The 25,539-nt window shown below is 36.1% G+C and carries 23 protein-coding genes; 18 read left to right on the top strand and 5 right to left on the bottom strand.

All coding sequences use genetic code 11. The features are described from left to right. Positions 1-457: 457 nt before the first annotated feature. Both EG344_RS15450 and EG344_RS15445 read right to left on the bottom strand, forming a co-directional pair. A complete protein-coding gene (locus tag EG344_RS15450; RefSeq protein ID WP_123910174.1) occupies positions 458-913 on the bottom strand; it encodes a DUF1801 domain-containing protein in 456 nt (151 codons plus the stop codon). A gap of 244 nt (positions 914-1,157) precedes the next feature. Then, positions 1,158-2,951, bottom strand: coding sequence for a T9SS type A sorting domain-containing protein (locus EG344_RS15445; protein WP_123910173.1), 1,794 nt, complete (start codon positions 2,949-2,951; stop codon positions 1,158-1,160). A 213-nt stretch (positions 2,952-3,164) separates the two neighbouring features. Between EG344_RS15445 and EG344_RS15440 the strand changes: the two genes are divergently transcribed. The 8 genes from EG344_RS15440 (at position 3,165) to proC (ending at position 13,649) form a co-directional block, all read left to right on the top strand. After that, positions 3,165-4,370 (top strand): pyridoxal phosphate-dependent aminotransferase, encoded by a 1,206-nt coding sequence (locus tag EG344_RS15440; protein WP_123857523.1) that lies wholly within the window; start codon positions 3,165-3,167, stop codon positions 4,368-4,370. 10 nt (positions 4,371-4,380) lie between these two features. Beyond that, complete coding sequence (locus EG344_RS15435) at positions 4,381-4,866, top strand: hypothetical protein (protein ID WP_123911833.1); 486 nt, start codon at positions 4,381-4,383, stop codon at positions 4,864-4,866. A 3-nt stretch (positions 4,867-4,869) separates the two neighbouring features. Continuing rightward, positions 4,870-5,883: a UDP-N-acetylmuramate dehydrogenase gene (murB, locus tag EG344_RS15430; RefSeq protein ID WP_123910172.1), complete on the top strand. Its 1,014-nt coding sequence runs from the start codon at positions 4,870-4,872 to the stop codon at positions 5,881-5,883. A 139-nt stretch (positions 5,884-6,022) separates the two neighbouring features. Continuing rightward, complete coding sequence (locus EG344_RS15425; protein WP_123910171.1) at positions 6,023-8,776, top strand: carboxypeptidase-like regulatory domain-containing protein; 2,754 nt, start codon at positions 6,023-6,025, stop codon at positions 8,774-8,776. Positions 8,777-8,795: 19 nt separating this feature from the next. Then, positions 8,796-10,019: a DUF4876 domain-containing protein gene (locus EG344_RS15420; RefSeq protein ID WP_123910170.1), complete on the top strand. Its 1,224-nt coding sequence runs from the start codon at positions 8,796-8,798 to the stop codon at positions 10,017-10,019. A 28-nt stretch (positions 10,020-10,047) separates the two neighbouring features. Beyond that, positions 10,048-11,571 carry a DUF6850 family outer membrane beta-barrel protein gene (locus EG344_RS15415; protein WP_123910169.1) on the top strand — a complete coding sequence of 508 codons (1,524 nt, stop codon included), beginning with the start codon at positions 10,048-10,050 and terminating at the stop codon, positions 11,569-11,571. Between the two features lie 2 nt (positions 11,572-11,573). Continuing rightward, on the top strand, positions 11,574-12,722 hold the full coding sequence (locus EG344_RS15410) for a cytochrome-c peroxidase (protein WP_123857529.1): 1,149 nt from the start codon (positions 11,574-11,576) through the stop codon (positions 12,720-12,722). A gap of 123 nt (positions 12,723-12,845) precedes the next feature. Beyond that, positions 12,846-13,649, top strand: coding sequence for a pyrroline-5-carboxylate reductase (proC, locus tag EG344_RS15405; protein WP_123910168.1), 804 nt, complete (start codon positions 12,846-12,848; stop codon positions 13,647-13,649). Here the strand turns inward: proC and EG344_RS15400 are convergent. Then, positions 13,639-14,052 carry a VanZ family protein gene (locus tag EG344_RS15400; protein ID WP_123910167.1) on the bottom strand — a complete coding sequence of 138 codons (414 nt, stop codon included), beginning with the start codon at positions 14,050-14,052 and terminating at the stop codon, positions 13,639-13,641. The genes proC and EG344_RS15400 overlap by 11 nt on opposite strands. A 55-nt stretch (positions 14,053-14,107) precedes the next feature. Here EG344_RS15400 and lnt point away from each other — a divergent pair, with 55 nt between their 5' ends. Further along, positions 14,108-15,742, top strand: coding sequence for an apolipoprotein N-acyltransferase (gene lnt, locus EG344_RS15395; RefSeq protein WP_123910166.1), 1,635 nt, complete (start codon positions 14,108-14,110; stop codon positions 15,740-15,742). A 367-nt stretch (positions 15,743-16,109) separates the two neighbouring features. On the opposite strand, the gene EG344_RS15390 is transcribed toward lnt, so the two are convergent. Continuing rightward, the gene (locus EG344_RS15390) at positions 16,110-17,822 is read right to left on the bottom strand and encodes a T9SS type A sorting domain-containing protein (RefSeq protein ID WP_228412746.1); all 1,713 of its coding nucleotides are present in this window, start codon (positions 17,820-17,822) and stop codon (positions 16,110-16,112) included. A 240-nt stretch (positions 17,823-18,062) separates the two neighbouring features. On the opposite strand from EG344_RS15390, the gene rpmB reads away from it, so the two are divergent. From rpmB to EG344_RS15360, 6 genes are all read left to right on the top strand, one after another. Beyond that, positions 18,063-18,305 carry a 50S ribosomal protein L28 gene (rpmB, locus tag EG344_RS15385; protein WP_002976757.1) on the top strand — a complete coding sequence of 81 codons (243 nt, stop codon included), beginning with the start codon at positions 18,063-18,065 and terminating at the stop codon, positions 18,303-18,305. Positions 18,306-18,311: 6 nt separating this feature from the next. Beyond that, positions 18,312-18,494, top strand: a complete 183-nt coding sequence (gene rpmG / locus EG344_RS15380) for a 50S ribosomal protein L33 (protein WP_027373683.1) — start codon at positions 18,312-18,314, stop codon at positions 18,492-18,494. 20 nt (positions 18,495-18,514) lie between these two features. Next, the gene (locus EG344_RS15375) at positions 18,515-18,664 is read left to right on the top strand and encodes a DUF4295 family protein (RefSeq protein WP_065395045.1); all 150 of its coding nucleotides are present in this window, start codon (positions 18,515-18,517) and stop codon (positions 18,662-18,664) included. A gap of 89 nt (positions 18,665-18,753) precedes the next feature. Beyond that, positions 18,754-19,224 (top strand): RidA family protein, encoded by a 471-nt coding sequence (locus EG344_RS15370; protein WP_123910165.1) that lies wholly within the window; start codon positions 18,754-18,756, stop codon positions 19,222-19,224. Between the two features lie 15 nt (positions 19,225-19,239). Then, a complete protein-coding gene (gene ftsY, locus EG344_RS15365) occupies positions 19,240-20,193 on the top strand; it encodes a signal recognition particle-docking protein FtsY (protein ID WP_123910164.1) in 954 nt (317 codons plus the stop codon). Between the two features lie 73 nt (positions 20,194-20,266). Then, entirely contained in the window at positions 20,267-20,527 is a 261-nt protein-coding gene (locus EG344_RS15360) for a GlsB/YeaQ/YmgE family stress response membrane protein (protein WP_123910163.1), read from the top strand. 74 nt (positions 20,528-20,601) lie between these two features. Here EG344_RS15360 and sppA read toward each other — a convergent pair whose 3' ends face one another. Next, positions 20,602-22,359, bottom strand: coding sequence for a signal peptide peptidase SppA (sppA, locus tag EG344_RS15355; protein ID WP_123910162.1), 1,758 nt, complete (start codon positions 22,357-22,359; stop codon positions 20,602-20,604). Between the two features lie 20 nt (positions 22,360-22,379). On the opposite strand from sppA, the gene folK reads away from it, so the two are divergent. Genes folK through EG344_RS15340 form a run of 3 tightly spaced genes read left to right on the top strand, consistent with a single transcriptional unit; the run spans position 22,380 to position 25,516 of the window. Next, positions 22,380-22,796 carry a 2-amino-4-hydroxy-6-hydroxymethyldihydropteridine diphosphokinase gene (gene folK / locus EG344_RS15350; RefSeq protein ID WP_123910161.1) on the top strand — a complete coding sequence of 139 codons (417 nt, stop codon included), beginning with the start codon at positions 22,380-22,382 and terminating at the stop codon, positions 22,794-22,796. Between the two features lie 17 nt (positions 22,797-22,813). Continuing rightward, complete coding sequence (locus EG344_RS15345) at positions 22,814-23,935, top strand: OmpA family protein (RefSeq protein WP_123910160.1); 1,122 nt, start codon at positions 22,814-22,816, stop codon at positions 23,933-23,935. Positions 23,936-23,989: 54 nt separating this feature from the next. Beyond that, a complete protein-coding gene (locus EG344_RS15340; RefSeq protein ID WP_123910159.1) occupies positions 23,990-25,516 on the top strand; it encodes an OmpA family protein in 1,527 nt (508 codons plus the stop codon). The last annotated feature ends 23 nt before the right edge of the window (positions 25,517-25,539 follow it).

Genomic DNA, 25,539 nt, shown 5'->3' with positions numbered 1-25,539 from the left:
TATTAATTAACCTTTTCAAAATTGAGAATTGATTCCATTAAAAGGCTGAAAGAAAGTCAGTAGCACGACAAGAACTTTCCTAACTTCCTTTCTCTAACTCCCAGTCTTCAACAAATAAACCAAATGACATCAGTCTTCCTCATTCAAAAAAAGCCCTGAATCTTATAGATCTCAGGGCTTTTTGAAATAAAATTTGACAATTATATCTCCTTTATTTATACCTCTTGTCATTCTGACGTAGGAAGAGTCCCGTAAATAGTTAGATTCTTCATTTCTAATTTGTTACATTCAGAATAACACTACCAAATAACAAATTTTAAAATGAGCATCGAACCTTATCCAATTAACAAACAACTGAGGTTTCAATTTTAATGTCTTAAATTGAGATTATTTTCCATCAAAAGACTTAAAGATGTCAGTAATGATCCAATTACCTCCGGATTCCAACTTTCTTCCTTTACTTTTTATACTGAGACTCATAAATGCCAATCCAATCTTCTACCGTCATTTTTCCACTCAACTCTGCTATTAAATCAAAAGGAATATCTTCCGGCTTTTTGAAGCGTACACAGGATTTTCCCATATCCAGCTTTTTCTTGGAATGTTTAGGATATTCAGCAACAAACCAATCCAAAAGTTCGGGACGGGAATACAATCCCATGTGGTACAATGCTATAAAATTCTTTTGTGAAGCCAGATTGATAAAGGGTAAAGGATTTCCTGGTGTACAATGATACCCCGCAGGGTAAGTTTTCAAAGGAACAACCCAGCCTAGCATTCCATAATTGGTTGCTTCTTCAAAACCTTTTGGAAGATTGTCATTAATCACATCAAAAAGTTTTTTAAAGGATTCCTGTCTTTCCTCCGGAATCTTTGAAAGATAGTCTTCCAGAGAGTTTGATATAATTTGCATTTTCAGTGAGTTTTAGAGGTTTAAATTAAGAAAAAATATTGATTATTAGGCAAGAAGCTGAAAGAGGGAGGCTGGAAGTTACGATTCAACATATCATTGCTGAAAGTATCATAAATCAATATAATTGGATTACATGATTTTAAAACTTTGATGACTTCCTTCTTACAGCATTACGATTCCTCACATTATAAAAAAGCAGCGGTACAACAATGCACCGCCGCTCAACTTTATTTACACTAAAAAATTATTTCTTGATTGCTTTTACAGTAGAATGAGATCCGTCTTTAAAGTAAATCGTTACAAAATACAGTCCCGAATTTAATCTGCTTAGATCAAGTTCTTTCGCAGAACCTTCCATCGTTTTTACTGTTCTTCCTGTAGTATCTGTTACGGTTACAGACTTAATATCTCTTGTGTCTGATATATACAGGATATCCTTAAACGGGTTCGGATGAACGGATACTTTTTTCTCCTGACGGCTTACTTCCGAGGTACTTAGTTGAGCATTTTCAATGGTGAAATTCTTCACATAGAAATTATAATCTAAGTCTTCATCTTGTGATCCTGTACTTCCATAAAAAGCAAATATAGTATTTGCATTAGTAAAGTTAGCCAGATCGAAGGTATATTCATTTGATGTGTTAGATGGAGAATTACTTGCATCCCAGGTTTGCAGAATCATCCATGTAGTTCCACCATCATTGGAAACCAGGAAATGAACAACATCATCACTATCCATTGAAGAAGAAGCCGTCCCTGAATAGGTAGTGACTCCGTAATTAAATTTCACTTTATATCCTCCTGCTGAGAGGTTAAAAGCTCCCGTTTTCAGCCACCCTGTTCTATCAGAAGAATATAAATTCATAGATGCTGAAGGTCCATTAGCTGAAGTATTTAAAAAGCTACGTGATCCCCAATAAGAACTACCTGTACCTGATGGCCCAGTAGCCGGATCTCCTCCTACTAAATTATTAGCCCAGCATAATCCAGGAAAACTACTAAAGTTATTAGTATAGAAAGGCACTAGTGCACCACATTGTGTTGTGAATGATTTAGCAAGAGACCATACACTTTTACTTGTTGCTGTACTGCAATTGGCTCTTACCCAATAATAATAAGTTGAACTTGGAGATAAGTTATTCAGGGTATAAGAAGTTCCTGTAACATTGGAATGATTAGGATTGGCATTACTCGCAGGTGCAGTTGAACTTGTGCTATAATAAATATCATAACTTGTGGTTTGATTGCTTGCCGGAACTATCCATGAGATTTGTGCAGTATTTGAAGTTATTCCTGTTGCAGCATCTGTAACAGGTGCCATACAATCTGAAAAAGCATCTGCTGAGAAAGCAAATATATTAGGAATACCGGTTCCTGAACTTTTAGTCACTGTAATACTTTGTATTGGCTTAGCCTGATTGGCGGCATCAATATTCAAAACAGACTGATACAGTCTTGGATTATTACTGCTAGGGTCCAGATTATCGTTATCCCTATTAATCCTTCCAATTCCCTGAATGGCAAAATTAGAACCGTTGTACCAATCTGAAAGACTGATATTGGAAAATGTTTGAGTTGTATTATCTGTGAAAGTCACTGTAGCACTTACAACTGATGTTCCACTACCACTCGTGGCAAGCATATACAGTTTAACAGCAGCTTTTGGAGTAGTCAGCACCAAAGTTCCGTTCTGCCCGCTTGAAGTTAGCTTTAAAGAGTTATTAGCACTTAAATCTCCCAATTGATAGGAAAGTCCGGGAGTAGAAGCTACAACTGAATTGATGATTCCGTCTACAGGAAGACCATACGTGAGAGGAGTACTGGTAGAAGTCAGTTTAAAATCTTTCGCCACAAAAGCAAAAGACACCCCGTCTACATCAGACGTTGTAGAAACCGATGCCGATCCTATTCCATTAGCAATTACATCAGCTGTAAATCCGGATGCAATGGGCATCGTTTGAAAATTTTGAGCCATCATGGCCGTTGCTGAAAAAAGAGCTATAGCAGGAAAAGCTCTAAAAAATAAATTTATTGTCATTTTATTCACATTTGGATGGTAATTTAATGAAAATATCAATATAAAAATATTATTTTTAATAAATAATCAACAATTAATTAAAATTTCATTACTATTGACAGTAAAATCAATAAAATTATCAATTCTGAGAGGAGATGATAAGCCGTTTCTTCTTATTCTTAATTTTATTATTGAGAAATTAAATCCTATTTTTGTCATACAAATTTTTGAACAATGCCGAATATTTCAAACAGAGCACTGCATATGCCGCCATCGCCGGTAAGAAAACTGGTTCCCTTTGCGTTACAAGCAAAACAGAAAGGAATAAAAGTATATCACCTTAATATCGGACAACCTGATATTGAAACTCCGGAAACAGCATTAAATGCTTTAAAGAATATTGATCTTAAAGTATTGGAATATGCACTTTCTGAAGGTAATTTAGACTACAGAAACGCCCTTACAGAATATTACCATTCTTTAGGCTTCTCTGATCTTACTCCTGACAATTTTATTGTTACCAATGGGGGTTCTGAAGCGTTGAACTTTGCCATTTCAACGTTGTGCGATGATGGAGATGAAGTAATTATTCCTGAACCTTATTATGCTAACTACAATGGATTCACCAGTACATTTGATGTGAATGTAGTAGCTGTTTCATCTACCATTGATACAGGTTTTGCCCTTCCTCCAATTGAAGAATTTGAAAAAAAGATTACAGAAAAAACAAGAGCAATCATCATTTGTAACCCAGGTAACCCTACAGGATACCTTTATACCCGTGAAGAACTTCAGCAACTTGCTGAGATTGCTTTAAAATATGACATTGTAATCATCTCTGATGAGGTATACAGAGAATATGTATATGATGGAAAACAACAGATATCTATCCTTGATTTCCCTGAACTGAAAGAAAACTGCATCGTTATTGATTCAGAATCCAAGCGTTATTCTATGTGTGGGGTAAGAATCGGATGTATGGTTACCCGTTCTCAAAAAATCCGTAATGCAGCGATCCTTTTTGCACAGGCAAGATTAAGCCCTGTTCTTTTGGGACAGATCGCAGCAACAGCGGCTCATCAAAATGACGGAGCTTATATCAGAGCGGTAAGAGAAGAATATACTCACAGAAGAAACGTTTTAGTAGACCTTTTAAATGCTATTCCAGGGGTAATCTGCCCTAAGCCAAGAGGTGCTTTCTACTGTGTTGCTGAGCTTCCGGTAGATGATACTGAAAAATTTGCACAGTGGTTGCTTGAATCTTATTCTAACAACAAAGAAACGATTATGGTAGCTCCTGCCGGAGGTTTCTACAGTGATCCTGAATTAGGTAAAAAACAGGTAAGAATTGCTTACGTCCTGAAAGAAGAAGATCTTAAAAGAAGTGTTGAAATTCTGAAAGATGCTTTAAAACAGTATAGAGCAGAATTCAGCCTATAAATTATACATGATGCCGACAACAAAAAATGTATATCTGAAACTCATATTTCCGATCTTTTTGCTGTCGGCATTTTTTTCCTGTGATACCAAAAAACCAGAGCAGCCTGCAACTTCTAAAAATTCAAATGAAATAACATTGATCAGGCTATCTCATATCGGAGGAACTATGGGTGAGTACAGGATTATTAAAGTGACCAAAGACTCTATTTTTGCAGAAAAAGGAGCTACGGCCAACAAAACTCACCAGGAATGGGCTTCAGCAATATCTATTGATACCTGGAAGCAGCTCATCTCCTCAATCAATGTTAAAGATCTTGACTATATAAAAAGTTCACCGAGCCAACAGTCTGTAGATGGTATTGATGAAACTTTTCAGATACGCACTGCTAAGAAAGCTCATTTCTATGTCAATTCTTTTGCCGATCCGGAACATTACAAACAACTTCAACTGCTTAAAGAACAACTAGACAACATTCTTCCCAAAGAATACAAATAAAACATGCAAGAAAATTTTTCCTTACAACCTTACAATACATTTGGTGTGAATGCCCAAGCAAAATACTTTGTTGAAATAAACAGCATCGAAGAATTAAAAGATGCACTTACTTTCTCAAAAGAAAACACCCTGCCGCTTTTATTTTTAGGAGGAGGAAGTAATATTCTACTGACAAAAGATTTTGACGGCCTTGCTATTAAACTTAATTTAAAAGGAATTACTGAAAAAGAAGTCAATGAAAATGAAATTCTGGTTACAGCCAAAGCAGGTGAAAACTGGCATGAATTCGTTATGTACTGCCTGAACAAAAATTACGGCGGATTAGAAAACCTTTCTTTAATTCCCGGGAATGTAGGAACTTCTCCTATGCAAAATATCGGAGCTTATGGAACGGAAATAAAAGATGTATTTGTCAACTGCCAGGTATTGGATTTGGAAAATCTTGAGCTTACCACTTTCGACCTTGAAAAATGCAGATTTGGGTACAGAGATTCTATCTTCAAGCAGGAAGGAAAAGGAAGATTTATTATTCTGGAAGTGACTTTTAAGCTTACCCAAAAAGACCATCACATCAAAACAGCCTATGGTGCCATTATTTCTGAACTGAAGCACCTGGGAATTACAAATCCTACCATTCAGGATGTCTCAAAAGCTGTTATTAATATCAGACAAAGTAAATTACCAGATCCTAAAGTAATCGGAAATGCCGGAAGCTTTTTCAAGAACCCAACGATTCCTTTAGCCCAGTTTGAAGAACTAAAACAGAAGTTTGAAAATATCCAAGGATATCCTAATGGCAATATGGTAAAAGTACCTGCCGGATGGCTGATTGAACAATGCGGATGGAAAGGCAAACAAATTGGAAATGTTGCTTCACACAAACTTCAATCATTGGTTATCATCAATGCAACCGGAGAAGCAACCGGAAAGGAAATTTTTGATTTTTCCACTGAAATTATCAACTCTGTGCAAGAAAAATTCGGAATAGAGCTGGAACGGGAAGTGAATATTATATAACATTCACTTCAGATTATATAACAAAGTTCCGGGTATTTTCCAGAATTTTGTTTTCTTATTTTAAATTATTCTAAATAATCATTGGTCAGCATCATTATATTTTATAATTTTGCAGCCTGCTTATTTAGAATAAATAAAAATGAAAAGATCTTTATTTTTTGTTTTCTTTTTTATTTTCAGCCTACAGTTTATACAGGCTCAAAATGAAAAATCGCAACTGAACATTACTGTTTTTGATGAAAACAATAAAGAATTAAGGGGGGCTTCCATCACCGTCAATCAAACCTCTTTGACTACTGATAAAAATGGAAATGCAGATATTTCTATTCCCAATGGAAAATATCACCTGAAAGTTCTTCATCCTGATTTCCAGGAAAAAGAGCTTAACATTACGCTTACTTCCGCTCAAAATATTACCATTAAGCTTCAGCCTATTAATAAACTGGAAGAAGTGGTTGTATTTTCAAAAGAAGGAAAAGGGTTAACCACCAAGTCTGTTATTGACAGACAGGCTATGCAACATTTACAGCCTTCAAGTTTCACCGACCTTATGGAACTTCTTCCCGGCGGCCTTTCGAAAGCTCCCGTCTTAAACTACAATAATAGAGCGACTCTTAGAGAAAATACAGCAGGCTATAGCGGAAATGAATACAATACTTCATCTCTTGGAGTACAATTCATGATTGATGATAACATCATCAATTCCAACGCAGATATGCAGATTTCGGTAGATAACAGGCAATTTGCAGAAGGCCCAAAAGGTAGAGAAACATCTACTTCCGGAGTTGATATGAGAACCATATCCACCAATGATATTGAAAAAGTAGAAGTAATCCGGGGTATTCCTTCAGCAGCTTACGGAGATCTTACTTCAGGATTGATAAAAATTGAACGTAGAATAAAAGATTCTCCCCTTCAGGCAAGATTTAAAGCGGACGGTTTTAGTAAGCAGTATTATCTGAGCAAAGGCTTTAAAATTACTGATAAGTGGCAACTGAGCGCAAGTGCAGATTACCTAGATTCAAAGGCTAATCCTACTGATGATTTTGAAACTTACCAGCGTATTACTGCATCTATCCGTTCAAAGAAAATTTCAACGCTATGGTCAAGACCATTGGAGTGGAAATCTACTATTGATTTTTCCACTAATATCGATAATAAAAAATATGATCCGGATAATGGCTACCCTTCAACAGATAAGTATGAATCGAATAATAAAAGAATCAGCATAACCAATAACTTTATCTATCAGCTGGATAAGAGTTCTTTTTTCAACAAATTAACTTTAAATACAGCTATCCGCCAGGGATTTGAAAAAATAGAACAAGTAAAACTGGTTCAACTATCCGGTCCCCGCTCTTTTTCTTTGGCTACAGAACAAGGCGAGAATGTAGGATATTATCCGAATCTGCGTTATATCACTGAATTTTCTACAGAAGGAAAACCTTTGGATATCACTGCTTTTTTACAGGCAAACGGAACCAAGAAAACATTTGGAATTACTCATCAATATGAAGCTGGGATTGATTGGAGGTATTCAAAAAATAATGGTAAAGGGATGCAATATGATATGAAAACGCCTCCTTCTGCCAACTCAGGAATAGCAAGGCCAAGACCTTACAATGATATTCCTGCTTCCAGCCTATTAGCTGCTTTTTTAGGCGATCAAATGAGCTACGCTCTCAATCAACATAAATTCACCTTGTATGCAGGATTGAGATTATCAAAAAATCTGGGGATTGACAATTCTTATGCGATCAGTAAAAAAGTTTTTGCTGAACCAAGATTGAATTTCCAGTATAGTCTGCCCCACCTCATCATTAATGGCTATCCTTTAAAAACAGATGTTACCTTAGGATATGGTCTTTTCTACAAACAGCCTACACTGCTGATGCTTTATCCAAACAAAGAATATTGGGATTACACTCAGCTGAATCACTATCATAATGATGAACAGTATCGATATGTAAATTTCATGACCTATGTACAGCCAAGGGAAAATAAAGAACTTGAAGCAGCTAAAAGCATTAAAAAGGAAATTCGTTTAGATCTTTCTTACAGAAATCATGAATTCTTTATGACTTACTTTAAAGAAAATATGAACAATGGTTTCCGAAATATGGATCAGACTACTGTTCAAAGTTATAAACAATATGATAACACAAAGGTAGATTTAACCCAATGGACCCCTAACGGACCGGATTTAACCAATGTTCCCTATGAAGTTAAAACTGTTTTTGGGCAGTACACCACTACAGAAAACGGAAGCGAAACGTTAAAGCAAGGAATTGAATTTGGATATACCTCACCAAGAATCAAGGCCATCAATACAAGATTCACTTTCACCGGAGCATGGTTCAAAACCCAATACAGAAATTCAGCACCTGTTATTAAAAGACCTACCGCCTCTATCGGAACAGAAGCTTATCCTTATTATGGAATCTATAAATCTGATTATGGTTATGTGAATTCAAACCTCAACTATAATTTGCTTATAGACACTTATCTCCCAAGTCTGGATATGATTATTTCAGCTTCTATACAAGGAAGCTTATATGACTATAGCAGAAATGACAGAAGAATTGCTGAACCTATTTCTTATTACGGAGTAGACGGAGTGGTACATCCTTTTACAGAAGCAGACAGAACAGATACTTATAAGCAGTGGCTGGTAAGAAGCGTTTCAGTTTCTGATAATCTGGATAGACTTTACACTTTTACCATGGCAGGAAATATTAAAGTTACCAAAAGTATTTATAAGGCGCTTCGCACCTCATTATTTGTTAACAGACTTTTCAACTATAGTGCCCCTTATACTTTCAACAATGTAAAAGTTTACAGAAAAGGAGGTAACAGTCCTTACTTTGGAATGGAATTAAACTACAATTTTTAATATATATCAAAAAAATAACATGAAAAAAAGAGTTTTACTACTAAGTTTAGCCGCTATGATGGCTACGACATTTACAGTAACATCATGTACAAGTGATGATTTCGGAGCAACAACTACGCAAAATGGAGTTTTAACATTAACTTTTTCAGGTGAAAATATTTCGTCTTACAAGAGTTTGGATCTTGAGATCAGAGAAGTAAATACAGGTGCCATAAGAAGAGAAACCATTAAAAATGTGAACACTTATTCTTTGCCTTTACCTTATGGCTCTTATAAAATTACAGTAAACGGTGCCGTAATCTCCGGTAATGAAGAAGTATCAGCTGGAGCTATGGCTCAAACCGATATTGCTCTATCTGCTACTAACCTTACTATTCCAATTATTATTAAGAAATTCCATGATGACTTTATCATTGAAGAAGTTTTCTTTACAGGGATTAAAACAGCAGAAGGTAAAAACTATAACTCTGGGCGTTATTTTAAATTGACCAATAACACCAAAGAGGTTTTATATGCTGATAAACTAATCATCGGGCAGTCTGAGTTTCTTACTGTAGAAGACAAAAACCCTACTCCATACAATGCTAACCTGTCATTCCCGGTAAAAGCAGTAATGGTATTACCAGGTGCTGGCACCGAATATCCTGTACAGCCAGGAGATTTCATCGTTATTGCAGACAATGCGATCAATCATAAGGCTCAGACCAGTACAGCATATGACCTTCACAATGCCAACTTTGAATATCCTTCAAACAACCCGGCATTAGGACAGGTAGACAACCCAGCTGTTCCAAATGCAAAAGTGATCTATTCACAAATGAACTTTAACATGTTCTTTTTACACGACCGTGGTTTTGAAAGTTATGTAATTGCTCGTTTCCCATTCGGAGAAAATGAAGAAAGCTTCCTTCAAAAATACACCTATGAATATACTTATATCAACAGTGCTGGTGGAGTGACTGCAAAAAAAGCTTATTCCATTCCTAATTCATGGATTATTGACGGAGTCAACAACAGTATCTCTTCAAAATTTGCTCATACCCTGACTTCTGCAAGTATTGATGGTGGATGGACTTCCGTAGGAACTATTGATAAAGATCCTACCCGTTTCGGAAAATCGGTAAGACGTAAGGTAAACGGACAGATGACTAATGGTAAAAACCTTTATCTGGATACCAACAACTCATCTAATGACTTTGTAAAAGATGCTCAACCAAGTTTAAAAGATGGTATCGTTCACTAAAATACAGTTCGATATTCAACAGCAAATTATGTTACATACAAAAACATTTTTCTGCCTGTTATTGATTGGCTTTTCTTTTAATATAAAAGCTCAGGATAGTATAAGGCTATTCAAAACGCTCAATAATCAATACAATCAGGAAAGAGATTTTAAAAATAACTTTTACTATAACCCGGCATCTATGTCGGGTTATAGTACTTCTTCATTTTCAGAATTCAGTGTCGGTTATCAGGACAATAAAGAAAATGCTTACCGTCAACAATTAGGAAATGGCAGCAAAGGACTGATGATAAAAGCCCAGTCTTTTCAAAAGCTGAAACCTAACCGATCTGTATGGGGAAGTGCAAGCTATCAGAACTTAAAAATGAGTTCTGTAAAGTGGAACGAAACATTAGATTATGAACGTATCGCTCCTTACATCACCTCAGACTCTGTTGGAGGGAAATTAAATCTGGAGCGTTATCAGTTTGCCGGAGGATACCTTGAGAAAATGGACCGATGGACTGTTGCCGGACAGATAAGTTATTCTGCACAGATGGGCTATCGTTCAAAAGATCCCAGACTGGAAAGTAAAACTTCAGACCTGAGAATAAATGCCGGTGTGAATTACAGAATCTTCAGAGAATATGAAGCCGGAGTTTTTGGTGAATTCAACAAATACACCCAAAATAATTCGATTCAGTTTCAAAGTCTTCTGGGAAGACCTTATGTATACCTCATGTCTGGACTTGGTTTTTCTAACTATCTGTTTAACGGAGGAACACGTCCTACCAATACTTTTGAAGAATTTGCTTATAAAGGAGGAATCCAGATCTCCAACAAACAAGGAAGAGACTTCTACCTTCAGGCTGTTATAGGAAAAGCGAACAACATTAAAAGCTACAATGATGGCTCCAATACCTACAATGACATTTCTGACTTGAAAAATGAGGAATTTAAATTGGAAGGAGCTAAATTTTTTAATATTAACGAAAAACACCGTATCGGATTATTAGCAGGATATACTTCTTCCCGAAAAACAGGGTCTGAATATGGGTATTCAATGAATACTTCCATAATGACTCAAATCTTCAAAAGAGAAGCTTACCGCAGAGATAATTACATTGCAACCGTCAAAGGTTTTTACCAATATAACCAGGAAAGGTTCTCCATTACAGCAGTTCCGTTTTTTGGATATGAAGAAATCAAGGAACGCAGGCTTTACCCAAATTCAGGACAGAAATTTGTATATTCTTATTTCGGACTTAATGCTGATTACAAACAGCAGATTAATAATAATCAGATGCTTACATTCCAGCCGTATTTTTATAAAAGAATGGTCAACCAATCTATCAATGCTTTAAGCACAACAGCAAATCCGGCGGTTGATGAATGGGTATTACAGGACTACATGTTCCAGGCCAGTGATATTAATGCTTTTGGAGCAGTTCTGAGATATGACTTTAAATTAGATAAACTACCGGCATTCTTTGTAAGTGCACAATACCAGACACAAAAAATCCAGGAAAAAAACAATAATTTTGCAGCGGCAAGCATAGGGATAACATTTTAGACATGAAAAAATTAATATATTGGGGATTAGGGGGTATTGTATTGACTTTATTAAGCTTTACACCTAAGGTAAATCGGGATTTACTGGAACTTCAGGACCCTACCATCGAAGATATTGTAAAAAGTTATAAAAAAGCAATCTCAGAATGGCCCAAACCGGATATTGATCATGGTGTAAAATGGAAAGAATTTTCCCCTATTAAAAGAGACTCCACATTTTTTGTAGAACAGGATAAGCCTGGTGTTATTCTGGGGAAAATGCTATTCTTTGATCCAAAATTATCCCAATCCAGTCAGATTTCGTGCAGCTCATGTCACGATCCTGAAATGGGTTGGTCAGACCGAAGACAGGTAGCATTAGGGAACAATCATCTTCTTGGAAACAGAAATACAATATCTTTGTATAATATAGCAGAAAGACAGTCATTTTTCTGGGATGGAAGAGCAAAAACGCTTGAAGAGCAGGCGGCCGGTCCGTTGGGAGCCCATCATGAAATGGCAATGGATGTGAAAACATTACCTGCAAAAATCCAGGCTATAAAGGGATATAAACCTCTTTTCAAAAATGCCTATGGTGATGAGAAAGTAACTTATGACAGAATTGTAAAAGCAATAGCTGATTTCCAGAAAACCATTAAAAGCCAGCCAAGCCGTTTTGATAAATTCCTGGAGGGAAAATACAATGCATTGTCTGATGAAGAAATCTATGGAATGCATGTTTTCAGAACAAAAGCACGCTGTATGAACTGCCACAGCGGCCAAAATCTTACAGACGAATCTTTCCACAATATTGGCCTTACCTATTACAAAAGAAAATACGAAGATCTCGGATTGTATAATATTACCAAAAAACCTGAAGATGTAGGAAAATTCAGAACCCCTCAGTTAAGAGATCTGATGCTTACTCAACCATGGATGCATAATGGCTTTTTCGGAGAATTGGAAGGGATCGTAAATATATACAACAGTGGAATGCACATGATAGATCCTTCTCCTGAAGCAAAAGAGAAAGATCCGCTGTATCCCGTAACTGATCCTTTATTAAAACCCTTAAAGCTCACCAAAGAAGAGAAAAAAGCTTTGGTTTCCTTCCTTGAAGCTCTTTCAGGCACAAAATATAAAATGAGACGACCTGAATTTCCGGTAGAATAAATAAAAAGGTTCGGCATTGGCCGGACCTTTTTGTTGCTGAAAATACTATAATACCTCCCAGCTTCCCATCTCTTCCTCATCCCGATAAAAAACATTAATTTCGTTAGAAATAAACACGCCAATATGAAAATAGCTATTTTGGGAGCCGGAAACATGGGACTATCATTTTCAAAATCATTTTTGAAATATGAACTGATTAAACCGGAAAACCTTCACCTGATTACCCGAAGCCAGACTAAAATCTCTAAAATGGCAGGTGAATTTCCCAAATCAAAAACATCCACCTTTGATGAAGTTACAGAGCTGGATGCAGACTTAATTATCATTGCCGTAAAACCACAGGATTTCCAGACAGTTGTTCAGAATTTTAAGTTTACCTTAAAGGATAATCAAATGGTTCTATCCATTATGGCTGGAATTAATATTGAGAAAATTCAAAAATCATTAAACCATCCACTCGTTGTAAGAGCAATGCCCAATTCTCCTACCCTTCTGGGAATGGGAATTACAGGTTATACGGCTGCAGATGGTATTTCCTTCAGCCAGCTTATCAATATTGAAAGATTATTAAACAGTACCGGGAGATCTGTTTATTTAGAAGATGAAAATCTTTTGGATGGCGTTACTGCACTTTCCGGAAGTGGACCTGCTTATTTTTACTATATTATTGATGCCATGATTAAAGCAGGAATCGAAATGGGAATTGAAGAAAACCTTTCTAAATTATTTGTAAAACAAACCATGCTGGGAGCTTATCATCTCATCAATAATTCTGAAAAGAACCTTGAAGAACTGATCAAAGATGTAGCTTCCAAAGGTGGAACCACAGAAGCCGCTTTGAAAACTTTTGAAGAAAACAGCTTTAAGGAAATTCTAAAACTGGGAATTTTAAATGCTGAAAAAAGAGCAAAAGAACTCAATAGCTAAATCTTCTTTCAATACACCTGCATACCAGCCATCCTAAATACACTCCAAACGTGTTCAGGAGGATATCATCTACCTCAAATATTCCCATTCTTGTAAAATATTGAAGTCCTTCCACAATGGTAATGGCTGGTATAAAAGTAAAAAGCAAAGATTTCAAATCTTCCAGTTTTGGAAAAATCCAGCCCAGGAAACCAAAAGGAATAAACATCACAATATTTCCCACCACAATAATAACAATATCCTTCCATGACATTGCACCCTGGATAAATTTTATGGTGGAAAACACAGGCTCTACCGTAATCAGGTTATCCTCATACTGAAACCTGCCCATTCCAAAAAACATCAGATAAAGCAGAAACAGTGTGTAAGGAAGAATAACAATTTTATATAATTTCTTTAACATCGGATGCTAATATATTCATTTCAAAAACATTAAATTTGTATATTAAAATAATTTAATGAAATACGTTCTGCTAACACTTATTTCAGCAATGCTGCTGTCGGTCTCTTGGCCTACTTATGGAGTTCCGTTTTTTATATTTTTTGCCCTCGTTCCTCTTCTCATGATGGAACATGGAATTTCAAAATTTTCAGACTATAAAAGAAAAAGCTGGATGATCTTCGGGCTATCTTATCTTTGCTTTGTTATCTGGAATATTGTAACTACAGGATGGCTCTATGGCTCTAAAAACCCGGATGGCAGTCACTCTCTGATGGCTGTTGTATTCCCGGTTCTTGTCAATTCACTTTTATATTCTTTAGTGTTCCAATGTTATCATTGGTATAAAAATGCACAGGGAACCTATTGGGGATTAGGATTCTTTATCGCCATCTGGATGAGCTTTGAAAAATTCCACTTAGGCTGGGAACTTACCTGGCCCTGGCTGAACTTAGGGAATGTGTTTTCAGATTATCCAAAACTGATTCAATGGTATGATACCTTAGGAGCTACGGGAGGAAGTTTCTGGATCTTATTAATCAACGTTCTCATTTTCTATACTGTAAGAACATGGGAAGCCGGAAGAAAGAAAAAAGACTTGATTAAAAACTCATCAATTATAGTAGCTTTAATTGCTGTTCCAATGATAATTTCAATCATTAAATATAATGGTTTTAATGAAAAGCCATCCGGGCAGGTCAATGTACTGATGCTTCAGCCTGATCTTGATCCTTATGCTGAAAAATATTCAAAAGACAGCTTAACGATTGAACAGGATCTTTTGGCACTGGCCGAAAAAAATTCAACAACAAAAATAGATTACTATATTGCCCCGGAAACATCTCTGCCTGGCAGAGGTTCTATTTCTGAAACAGGCATTGAAAAGAGTTTACTTTTAAATAATATCAAGGACTTTTTATCTAGACATCCCGGATCTGTTTTTGCAACAGGAATTTCCTCACACCGTTTGTATTTTGATCCCGCAGCACTACCAAAAGAAGCTTACCAGATCAATCCTGGAGTTTGGGTAGCAAGCTATAACACCGCTATTCAGCTTGCTCCACAGCAAAAAACTCAGGTCTATCACAAAGGAAAACTGGTTCCCGGTGTTGAAATTTTCCCTTACATGAATGTTTTAAAACCTATTTTAGGGGATGCCATGCTGAATTTAGGAGGAACAGTTGCTTCTTTAGGGACAGATAAAGAAAGAATGGCCTTTTCCAACCCTTACAACAAAGGAAAAATGGCGCCTATTATTTGCTACGAAAGTATTTATGGGGAATTTGTCACTGATTATGTAAAGAAGGGGGCTAACTTTCTGGGTATTATGACCAACGATTCCTGGTGGGGCGTTACAGAAGGACACAAGCAGCTTTTATCTTATGCAAAATTAAGAGCTATTGAAACCAGAAGAGAAATTGCCCGTGCTGCCAACAGTGGAATTTCAGCCCATATCAATGCTAAAGGAGAAGTGATAGCAGATACCTTCTACGGAGACCAAACCGCATTATTTTCAAAGATCAATCTTTATGAAGGGATGACATTTTACTCAAGAGCAGGAGATCTTCTTTCGAGATTTTCAATATTTGCTTTAGGATTTTTATTATTCTATTATCTGATTAAAAGATTTCAGGCAAAAATCAAAAAAGCTTAGTATTTGAATATCAGCCACACTGATTTTTATACTGAAAAAATATAATCTGCGTTATCTGCAAGATCTAAGAGATAGTAAACTCTCACTGATTAAGCTGATGACGCAGATTTTTTTATTTAGCAGGCACTCAATATCATAATTTTCACAAAAGCATCTATGTGAAGCCTGTAATCCATGAGAAAACAAGCTTATTATCATACCGCTATCCATAAACACCTGCCTAATCCGTGAGATCTGCGGGAAACTTTTTAGCATCATTTCCATCAAATCAATCTTTTTCACGATAATAACAGATTATCAGAACAAAAAAAAGAGAAGCCAGCTGGACGTCTGACTTCTCTCAAGATAGAATAAATGATTCAGTTATTTATTTAATAGTAATTTTTTTAGTGGTTATTTCGTTTTTTATCTTCAGTTTTAATAAATATACCCCTTTAGGAAGATGAGATACATCAATAGACTGATCTCTGTTTAAAATCACATTCAGCTTTCGGCCTTCCATTGAATAGATCTCAGCTTCTGAAACCTTCTCCCCTTTTATATAAACTTTATCAGAAGTTGGGTTCGGATATATAACAAAGTCTTTTTCACGATTGATCATATTCTCTTTCGTTGCCAATGTTCCTTGTGCAGATGTATCAGAATATACCTTTGAAGCATCAATTGATCTTACACTCCAGTATACATTCTGAACAGACAGATCAAGATCCAGAAACCATGAAGGAGTTGTTACAATATATTTGGCAATATTCTGTGAACCTGGTGTAGATCCTACTTTAATTTCATAACGTAGCGCGTTAACTGGAGTTTTATCATCTGTTGCCCCACTCCATGTAAAGTTAAATCGGTTTCCGTTTTTAGTCAGATTTAAGTGTGTTGGAGCCATTGGCTTTCCATTTTGCGCTGTAGAATTATTTTTAAAAACCTTTGTCAAAGATGGATTGTCCTGACCTGCCCAATCAAATCCACTTAACAGGACATCTAAATGATTATCATTATTAAAATCAAACAGCTGCATCGTTCCCGGGCCTCCTAAGCTGTGTAAGCCAGTGACAGCTCCTTCTGTAAACGTCTGACTGGATGTATTATATAAATAGGATTTTACAACAGCGTTATAATTAATATCTCCGGCAATCATAAAGTCATAATATCCATCATTATTCAAATCTCCAACACTTATGGAGGCTTCAGAAACCTCTGATGTGATCTGGTGAGTGATTAAATTACCGGTTCCGTCATTCATCAGAACTGCAAGATAAGGGTCATCATTGGCATCTTTACCCGCCACTACAATATCCTGGAAACCATCCGCATTAAAATCAGCCACTTCCAGTTTTCCTGAAATTAAAGAATCAAGAGCCTGGGTATCAACCAATGTTCCATTCTGATTAATATATACTTTAGAAACCGGATCACCGTTAATATCTGAGCCTATAATAACCATATCCAAAAGCTGGTCATTATTAAGATCTACCATTTTAAAGCTTCCATTTTGAGTTCCATCAGCCCAATTTTCAGTCATATCAAAGCCCGATCCTGTATTCTTATAAAAATCAACCGTATTTCTAAAACCTCCTCCGTGCGCAAACTGAGTTCCATTGATGGCGTAGTCCTGCTTTCCGTCATGATTGAAGTCAAAAACCTCTAACGAACCATAAATTTTTCCCGGAAGCTCCTCCTCTCTTGTGAAGCCTACTCCGGTATTTTTAAAACGGTAATGCTTATAGTTTACAATATCCATATAGCTCAACCCGGTAGAAATAATATCCATCAACCCATCATTGTTATAGTCGATGAATTTTATATCCCCCAAATGTGTTACATCTCCACCCAGGTCCGTATAAGGCTGAAAGGTTGTTCCTGTATTCTGATACACTTCATTATAGGTAGCATCAGGATTTCCATCCCCATCTGAATCTATAGCTCCATTGACTACAATATCCAGTGTACCGTTATTATCTACATCAGCGATATCAGAAGCTGAGAAATAAAAATTGTTCATCCCGGTCTGTATCTCCGTAAAATTCTGAGCACATAAACCAACAGGCAGCATAGACAATAGAATATAAATTCTCTTCATAATTTTTATTTAGATTAATTAAAAACAAAGATAGAATATTAATTTTTTTGATTAAAAAAAAACGGGTATGAAATATATCAGCACTGATTTACTGCTATATCCCGAAAATTCGAATATTTTAAAAAATCAATATTTATAATCAGTCACTTATTTACAAATATTTTCCAAAAGATTTGTCTATCTAAAAAATTCTTCGTTATTTTGCACTCTCAAATATTATACAAATAAGAACATCGAGATATGTCAAGAATTTGCCAAATAACAGGAAAGCGTGCAATGGTTGGTAACAACGTTTCTCACGCTAATAACAAAACGAAGCGTCGTTTTGAAATTAACTTATTAGAGAAGAAGTTTTACCTTCCAGAGCAAGATAAGCACGTTACACTGAAAGTATCAGCTCATGGATTGAGAGTGATTAACAAGATTGGAATCGAGGAAGCTATTGAAAGAGCTACAAGAAACGGATTGATTAAAAAGAATTAATAAATCATGGCAAAAAAAGGAAACAGAGTTCAAGTAATCCTTGAATGTACAGAGCACAAAGAAAGCGGTATGCCAGGAATGTCTAGATACATTTCTACAAAAAATAAAAAGAACACTACAGAGAGATTGGAATTGAAAAAATACAATCCTGTTCTTAAGAGATCTACCCTTCACAAAGAAATTAAGTAATTTTTAAATAATAACTTACCATGGCAAAGAAAGTAGTAGCAACCCTACAAACTGGGTCTAAGAAAATGACTAAAGTGGTGAAAATGGTGAAGTCTTCTAAATCAGGAGCTTACGTTTTCGAAGAAAAAGTAATGAATGCTGATGAAGTAGATGGTTTTTTGAAAAAATAATCAATACTTTATTTACAATATAAAAAACTACTCATATTTTGGGTAGTTTTTTTGTTATCTTTGTTCACCAGATTATTAATCAGTGAAATATGAAGAAGATTCTTGTACTAATAGGCACAGTTATTTTTCAATTTTCATTCAGTCAGAAAACGATGGATCCTATAGTATACAAAAGTTCACCAAAAGTTTTCAGCATCCCGGGATTATCACAATCAGTAAGCATTGATTGCGGTACTTCCAGAATGATTTTATTATCTGGTCAGGTTCCTTTAGATTCAAAAGGAAACCTGGTGGGAAATAATGTAGAGGAACAGACCCATCAGATTTTCAAAAACATTGAAAATATTCTGAAGGAGTATGAAGGTACAGGGAAAGATATCGTCAAACTGACTATCTTCATCACAGACATCTCAAAAACCCCGGATTTCAGAAAAATAAGGGATGAATATGTCAATCTTCAGAATCCTCCCGTAAGCAGCCTTGTAGAGGTCAATAAGCTTTTCAGGAATGATGTACTGATAGAAGTAGAAGCCACAGCAGTGATTAAAAACAAAAGATAAGAATAAACTAAAACTATGAGTTGGTTTAAAAATATTTTCAAAAAGGAAGAAAAAGAAACACTGGATAAAGGATTGGAAAAATCCAGCCAGGGGTTCTTTGAAAAAATGACGAAGGCCGTAGTCGGTAAAAGCAAAGTAGATGATGAAGTTCTGGATGATCTGGAAGAAGTACTGATTGCCTCTGACGTAGGCGCTTCCACTACCATTAAAATCATAGAGAGAATTGAAGAACGTGTTGCCCGCGACAAATATGTTGGAGTGAACGAACTGGATGCTATTCTTCGTGAAGAAATTTCAGGATTACTGCTTGAAAATCCTCATGCAGGCACAGGAAATATTGATACTTCTAAAAAACCCTACGTCATTATGGTAGTAGGTGTAAACGGAGTTGGAAAAACAACCACTATTGGAAAACTGGCTCACCAGTTTAAATCCGAAGGTAAAAAAGTAGTTCTTGGAGCTGCTGATACCTTCAGAGCTGCAGCTGTTGACCAACTTGTTATCTGGAGCGAACGAGTGGGTGTTCCTATTGTAAAACAGGAAATGGGTTCCGATCCTGCTTCTGTAGCTTTTGATACCGTACAAAGTGCCGTAGCTCAAAATGCAGACGTTGTTATCATTGACACTGCAGGAAGACTTCATAATAAGATCAACCTGATGAATGAGCTTTCCAAGATTAAAAGAGTAATGCAAAAGGTGATTCCTGATGCTCCTCATGAGATTTTATTGGTACTTGACGGTTCTACAGGGCAAAATGCATTTGAACAAGCTAAACAATTTACAGCAGCAACAGAAGTGAATGCTTTAGCCGTAACAAAATTAGACGGAACAGCAAAAGGAGGTGTTGTTATCGGGATCTCAGATCAGTTCCAAATTCCAGTAAAATATATAGGAGTAGGTGAAAAAATGCAAGATCTGCAGCTTTTCAATGGTACGGAATTTGTAGACTCATTCTTCAAGAAAAGATGATTTACATCATGTTTTCCCTTATATTAGTAAAACAAATCATTTTTAAATATTAACCATTAAAAAATTTGCAACTATGGGAATTATAACATGGATCTTATTCGGTCTTATTGCAGGTGCAATCGCTAAAATGATTATGCCGGGAACTCAAGGAGGAGGTTGGCTAATCACTATTATCCTAGGAATTGTAGGAGCATTTGTAGGAGGAGCTATAGGAGTTTACATTCTACATTGGGGAGATGTTACTTCATTCTGGAATCCAAGAAGCTGGATTCTTGCCATCGGAGGAGCTTTAATTGTCCTCTGGATTTACGGAATGGCCACGAAGAAAAGCTAATGTAATGCTGATAAAAAAAATAAAATCCCGGATCTGAAATTTCAGATCCGGGATTTTTGTACAATATAATTTAGTTAGTTGTTGATTCTGATTTGGTAAGGCATTTCCATTTTTACCTCAGACTGTAATTTCTTGTCTGTAATCTGTTGTAAAATTTCATAGTTCGCCTTTCCAATTTTATTTTTGATGATTCTTGCAGAAACATCTTCTTCATTAAGATCTTTAAAGATCTGCTCGAATGGACTCATTTTCTTAGGATAAGATTCTACATAGTAAGATTTCACTCCTGCTTTCTGTGCTGCAAACTTCACCGCATCGTTAAGCGTCCCCAATTCATCTACCAAACCGATTTCCTTTGCACGAACACCACTCCATACTCTACCACCACCTACATTATCAATTTGCTCAAATGTTTTCTTTCTGTTTTGAGTAACGAAATGTACAAATCTTTTATAAGTACCTTCCACACTTCTCGTCATCATGTTTACTCCATAAGGAGTTACTCCGTTTAATCCTGAATAATACATTGAGTTAGCATTGGTGGCCACAACATCCGCACGGATACCATTCTTATTGGCTATATCCTTATAATAAGGTAATACTCCGAATACTCCAATAGAACCCGTAAGTGTATTAGGCTCAGAATAGATCTTATCTGCAGCCATCGCTACATAATAACCACCTGAAGCTGCATAATCACCGAAAGAAACTACCAATGGCTTTTTCTTTTTCAGTTGCTGCAATTCAAATAAAATTTCATCTGAAGCATTCGCACTTCCTCCAGGAGAGTTAATTCTGAATACAACCGCTTTTACTTTATCATCTTCCTGAAGCTTTTTAATATACTTAACATACTTCTCAGAATGAATATCATTATACTGATCACCATTATTGATAGATCCAGAAGCATATAATATAGCCACTTTTTCTCCTGACTTATCTTCATCAGTTAAAGAACTGATATAGTTGGTTAAAGAGACCTTATTCAGTTTTTCTTTATCTTTTACATTCAACTTCGTTTTAAGCATATCCTCATATTCTGATTTTTGGATAAGCTTATCTGCCAATTTATATTTTACCCCCTGCTCAGGGATCATTCCATATAAGCTGTCAACAATCGTTCTGAATTGAGCAGTATCAATTTTTCTTGAAGTTGCCATTTTATAAGATGTATTTTTCCAAAGGTCATTCAACAGGGTACTTAGCTGTTCTTTATTTTCCGGAGAAATATCATTTCTTAAGAAAGGCTCTACCGCAGACTTAAATTTACCATGACGGATCACCTCTATTCCAATACCATATTTGTCTGCAAAATCCTTAAAGAATGTAACCTCAGTAGAAAGTCCTTTCAATTCTATACCTCCTGCTGGATGGAGATAATACTGATCTGCCACTGATCCCAGATAATAAGCAGATTGAGAAACTCCGTTTCCGTAAGCGTATACAAACTTTCCGCTTTTCTTGAAATCTTCAATAGCATTTCTAACATCGTCAATTTGAGTGAGTCCTGCATTCAGGTCATCCATCTCAATACTGATCCCTTTAATATTATCATCAGTTTTAGCTTTATTAATGGCCTCAAGTACATCATACAGGAGTACATTCTTATTTTGGCTGCCTAAACCAAACAGATCCATTTGTTCTTCTGTAGGGCTGTCTATTATATTAGTCTTTACATTAATAGTTAGAACCGAATTCTTTTTAACTACCACAGACTTGTCGCTTCCCATAGAACTAAACACAAGCATCATAATAAAAAAGACGAAAAACACAGCGCAAAGTATGATTATTGCTACTATATTTGCCAAAACATTTTTAAAGAAACTTCTCATAAATCAATCAATTTTCCAATATGTCGCAACAAAAGGTAGTTTTGTTACTCGGAAGTAACCTCGGAGAGCAAAAAAAAAATATAGAGCTTGCTTTACAGAAAATAAGAGATGCCGGAAACCACATTTCACAAACAAGCGAATTTTTAATCTCTGATCCTGTAGAATTTGTCAGTTCCAATATTTTTTGTAATATTGCAACAATAATATTCACGCATCTTTCACCAATTCAGCTGCTTGATTGTATTAAAGAGATAGAAGTTGAAATGGGAAGAATTAATGATTCAAAAGTATCCGGAGGTTACACAGACAGGATAATAGATATTGATATCATTAAGTATAATGAATTAAATTTTAGATCAGAAAGATTAGAAATCCCTCATAAAAAACATCTTTTTGAAAGGGATTTTTCCAGAATATTATTAAAAGATTTTATTTAAAACATAAAACATATTGTATGAAATTAGGTTTATTATTATTGGCTACAACCTTGCCAATTGCAGCTTTCGCTCAGAATAGCAGTACTACAGTAAACTCTTCTACTGAGTATCCTAATACCTTCTCTTCAGGTTCAGCTAACGTACAGCCTTTTGACAACAAAGCCAGACGCTTCAGAGACTGGTCAATCTCCGTAGGAGGTGGTTCCGCATTTATGGTTCACTCTGCACTTAAATCTCTTCGTTCGGATAAGACGAACTGGGGATACAATGCTTATATAAGTATTGATAAGCAGATCTCACATACTTTCGGTTTAAGCCTTATCTACACCAGAGGAGAAACGAAACAAACAGGACAACTTCCTGGAGCTCCTGGAATAGCTGCGGGCGTAGCTACCGGAACTACACAGTTTGACCAAATCGCTTTGATGGGTGATATCAACTTTTCCAACTTATTAAGAAGAGTAGATAATCACTCCCCTTACAGATGGGCATTCCACGGGTATGGAGGAATTGGACTTCAAGGGTACAGAACTTCTTTACACGATAATGATCGAAACAGATGGAGTGACAATCCTAAAAGAACACCATTATTTGTAAAGCAGGATCTTGATATTAATTCTGTATATTATCAGGCTGGTTTAGGACTAAAGTATAATGTTTCACCACTTATTGATGTTGAAGCAAGAACCATGTATATTATCAGTGGGGAGCAGTCATTTGATGGTAGTGGATACAATAATTCAAGTTATGATCCTAAAGCCCCTACAGAATCAGGATATCGATATACAATCCTTAACAACAGAAGATCTTACAATGCCTGGACGGTATCTTTGGGGGTATCTTTCAAATTAGGAAAACATCTATCTCACTTAGCATGGCATGATCCACTTCAGGAAGCATACTACAAAACCAATGTTTTAGAAAATGCTACTACAGATCTTGTGGTTTGTGAAAAAGGAGACCAGGACAATGATGGAGTATGTGACGATTGGGACAGACAACTTGATACTCCTGCAGGAGCAAGAGTAGATGGTGCCGGTGTTGCTTTAGATATGGATCTTGATGGTGTTATTGACTTATACGATAAGTGCGTAACCGTTCCTGGACCTGTTGAAAACAACGGATGCCCTATCAAATAATAAAAAAGTCCAAAAAACTATTTTTTCAAAAAAATCAAAAATAAATAATACACGATGAAATTAAGTTTAGCAATCGTTGCATTAGCATTGACGATCCCTACCGTCAGCTATGCACAAGATTCATCAGCAGCTGCAGATGGAAAGTATCCTAATACTTTTACTTCTGGATCTGCGAATGTTTCCCCATTTACCAATCAATCAAAAAGATTTAATGACTGGTCTATTTCTGTAGGAGCAGGAGTTCCACTGCTTCAATCTGCAGATTTAACCTCCATTAAGAATGGTAATGGTAAAAACCTTTTTGGATATTCAGCTTATGTAAGTATTGATAAAGCGATCACCCATGCTTTTGGAATCAATTTACAATATGACAGAGGTGAAACAAGACAAGGATGGTTCAATACCAAAGATGCAGCACCTGATGCAAAGGCAGTAGCAGGTAGAACTCAATATGATGCGATCTCAATTCTTGGAGATATTAACTTCTCTAACCTTTTAAGAAGAGTTGATAACCATTCTACTTACAGATGGGCATTACATGGATATGCCGGTATTGGTACTATTGCTTATAGAGCATACCAAAAAGATGCCACTGGACAAAGATTGATGACTGAAGTGAAACCATTTGAGTTAGGCTCTATATTCATGCAGGCAGGTACAGGTCTGAAGTTTAAAGTAAACAGAAGACTTGATATTGAAGGTAGATTAATGTATGTAGTAACTGGTGATGATACTTTTGATGGCGGAGGTAATCCATACAGTGAGATCAACAGACGTTCTTCACAGGTTTCTGATAACTTCTTTAATGCAACTTTAGGACTTTCTGTAAAATTAGGAAAACATGAGTCTCACTTAATGTGGCACGACCCACTTCAGGAAATCTATTACAAACTTGATGTTTTGGCTAATAAAAAACAGGATATCGAAGTATGTAAGAAAGGGGATGCTGATAATGATGGAGTATGCGACGACTGGGACAGACAGCTTGACACTCCTGCAGGAGCTAGAGTGGATGGTGCCGGTGTTGCTCTTGATGCAGACCTTGATGGAGTTATCGACCTTTACGATAAGTGTGTAACGGTTCCAGGACCTGTTGAAAACAACGGTTGTCCAATAGAGAAAAAAGATAATCATAAGACTGCTGTAGAAGTAGAAAAAACGTTGAAAGACATCTACTTTAACTTTAATAAGGCTACGATCAGACCTGAATCTAACAGTAAACTTGATGTAGCAGCTTCGATTATTAAAGAAAACGGAGGCACCTACTTACTAACAGGACATACTGATATTAAAGGAAATGCAGCTTATAACCTAAGATTATCTAAAGAAAGAGCTGCTGCAGTAGTAGGAGCGCTTGAAAACAGAGGTATCAATGAAAGTGTACTGAAATCAAGAGGAGTAGGATCTGTAGATGCTAAAATTCCAGCTTCAGCCTCTGATGCTGAAAGAATGGCAGATAGAAAAGTTACGGTAAGATTTATAGAAGGTTCAGAATGGGATTCTCTTAAAAAGAAAGACTATGAAGATGCTTCTGTAAAAAAACCAGTAAAAAAAGCACCATCTAAGAAAAAGAAGAAGTAATTTCTTATAATACATGTAAAACC

Origin of the sequence: Chryseobacterium sp. G0162, assembly GCF_003815715.1 — a bacterium.
In the GTDB taxonomy this organism is placed as follows: Bacteria; Bacteroidota; Bacteroidia; order Flavobacteriales; family Weeksellaceae; genus Chryseobacterium.
Note: the sequence above shows the minus strand (reverse complement) of the source record. Positions and strands in the feature narration are given on the sequence as shown.